Here is a 1,638-nt window from a genome sequence, read left to right as displayed (position 1 = left end):
CAAGTCCCCCAACGCGCAGGGCCGGCGCGGAAGTGTTCCCGTGCCGGCCCTGGTTGTCGTGTAGGTGTGTTGATCAGCTGGTGGTGAAGCTGCCGTCGCCACGATCGCGAGTGCCGACCTCGGCCTGGCCGGCTGCGATCTTCTCGACCGCGGGGCGGACCCAGGGCTTGCGGGCGAGCGTGGTGGTGGTGGTCTTAGTCATGTGTCGTGTCCTCTGCTTGGTTCAGGTCAGGCGATGATGGTCTGGTGGTGGTCGAGCGGTGCTGCGTCGACGAGCGGCGTGACAACGCCGGTGTTGCCGCCCCCGAATGCCTCAACCGTGACCGGCGTACCCGGATCGGTGCGGATCACGAGGTCGGAGCCTGCCTGGTAGCCGTCGACACCATCGGTGTTGACGACCAGGAAGGTCTGCCCTGCATAATCACCCGAGCTTGCGGTGAAGAACACGCCATTCGTGCCCGTCAGCGTCGTACCGAGTGCTTGTGACAGATCGGCGTCGAAGCTGCCTTGCGACAGCTGGCCACCGCTCTGGTCGGTGAACGAGGCGTAGGTCTGACCATTCACCTGGATCGTGTCGCTCGCGCGATCGAAGTCGAGGATCGTGTCGAACCCGGTGCTTGCCGAGTCAGCCGCACCGTTGAACACGAACGTGTCATTGCCCGCACCGCCTGTCATCGTGTCGTGGCCCAGACCACCGAAGATGATGTCGTTGCCTGCACCACCCGTCAGCGTGTCATTGCCCGAACCCGACAGGATGCGCAGGTTGCCGTTCGTCTCGCCGCTGCCATCGATCGTGAGATCGGCGAGCACCGGTCCCACCTGATCCTGGAAGCTCGTCACCGCGGTGATCGTCTTGGTCTCGCCGGCATTCACCCAGCTGTCGTCAACCGTGATCGCGCCGTAGGTGTTGATCGTGCCGTTCGGCCCGCGCAGCAGCGCCACCACCTCGACGTCGACGCGGGCATCGAGCGTTAGGGGGGCGGAGAAGCTGTCGAAGCCGATCTGGTCGACCCCGCCGCCACCAACAACCGTGTCGTTCGGCCCAAACCGGTCGGGTCCGAAGAAGAACGCGTCGCTGTTTGCGCCGCCCGTCAGCGTGTCGGTGCCCGCTCCGCCGAAGAACAGGAACGAACCGTCGGTCTCCGCCGAGCCATTGAAGGTCAGGCTGTCGCTCGCACCCAAATTGCCACCGAACACGGTGAACACCTGGCCTGCCGCAACCGCACCATCATTGGTGGTGATGTCGTAATTGCCACCGGCAAGTGCTGCCAGCACCTCGACGTTAGTGAGCGTGCCGGCCTGGAGCACCAGCGCGTTCGCACCGGTGTAATCGCCCTGTAGCGCGACTTGGTCGTTATTGCCCGCACCGGCGTCGATCCGGTCCGCACCCGTCAACGCCGCCCCTGCAAAGATCGCGTCGTTGCCTGCACCCGTCGCAAGCGTGATCGCACCCGTCTTGTTCGACAGGTCGAACGTGTCGGCTCCGTTTGCGCCGAGCGTCAGCACCACACCATCCGCGAAGCGGTAATGCTCGACGTTGGTGAAGGTGCTCGTCTCGCCAGTGCGCGCGATCGTGACCGACCCGGCGCCCTGCGTCATCGTGTAGTCGGCATAGTTGCCACGCAGCACGCCGGTGTC

2 protein-coding genes are annotated in these 1,638 nt (G+C 64.8%); both read right to left on the bottom strand.

The genetic code is table 11. The features are described 5' to 3' along the window. Positions 1 to 73: 73 nt before the first annotated feature. Positions 74 to 202 carry a hypothetical protein gene (locus HRV97_RS17740; RefSeq protein ID WP_281356847.1) on the bottom strand — a complete coding sequence of 43 codons (129 nt, stop codon included), beginning with the start codon at positions 200 to 202 and terminating at the stop codon, positions 74 to 76. 26 nt (positions 203 to 228) lie between these two features. Then, positions 229 to 1,638 (bottom strand): calcium-binding protein (locus HRV97_RS17225; protein WP_174195354.1); only part of this gene is annotated, 1,410 nt, incomplete at its 5' end.

It is taken from the genome of Sphingomonas hominis (assembly GCF_013328205.1).
GTDB lineage: Bacteria > Pseudomonadota > Alphaproteobacteria > Sphingomonadales > Sphingomonadaceae > Sphingomonas > Sphingomonas hominis.
The sequence above is the reverse complement of the archived record's forward strand: the minus strand, read 5'-3'. Positions and strand labels throughout refer to the sequence as shown.